The organism is Mycobacterium colombiense (genome assembly GCF_001672755.1).
In the GTDB taxonomy this organism is placed as follows: Bacteria; Actinomycetota; Actinomycetes; order Mycobacteriales; family Mycobacteriaceae; genus Mycobacterium; species Mycobacterium colombiense_C.
This window is the reverse complement of record NZ_LZKI01000110.1, coordinates 1-580: the sequence shown is the minus strand read 5'-3', so window position 1 is coordinate 580 and position 580 is coordinate 1. Positions and strand designations below refer to the sequence as shown.

General features: G+C 69.7%; 2 pseudogenes. Both read right to left on the bottom strand.

The window, feature by feature from the left end:
* A pseudogene (locus A5708_RS15160) lies at positions 1–374 on the bottom strand (hypothetical protein); the annotation flags it as partial.
* 50 nt (positions 375–424) lie between these two features.
* Positions 425–580, bottom strand: a pseudogene (locus A5708_RS27585) (hypothetical protein); the annotation flags it as partial.

Sequence of the window (580 nt, the reverse complement as noted above, 5' to 3'; positions counted from 1 at the left end):
AGGTGGGCCTGCAAACCGGGTTCCACCCCCGCCGCGGGCACGTGTTGCGCCGGCGCGCCGGGCTCGGCGACGAACTGATTGACCGCGGCCGCAACGTTTTTCGACTCGTTGGGCGTGCTCGGGTTGTGTGCGAAGGCTTGGGCTGCGGCCATCAGCAGCTGTGTCGCTTGCTGCGGGTCGGTGGCCGCTTGCTGGATGAGCGGGCTCAGCTGCGACAGGGCAGGCAGACCCGGCAGTCCTTGGGCCGCGTTCGGTTGCGGTGTCGGCTGCGGCGCCGCCGGGTCGGCTGTCGCGTTCGGGCTCTGCCCGAACGCGACAGCCGATGCCGTGACGACAGCGGCCAAACCTTTGGACAGATTCCAAGTGGTTGCCACGGTGTGTGTCCTCCGGTTCTCGGTAGTGGTTTAGCCGTTTACGAAACTGATCAGGGCAGGGCGGCCAGCAGAGGCGAGACTGGTCCGGCGGGACTGGCCGCGGGCGCGGGTGCCCCCGGTGCCGCGGGTGCGGCCGGAGCCTGACCCGAAGCGAGCGCCGGCAGATCCTGCGGGAGCGTCACTTTCGGAGGAACGCTGACCGGCAG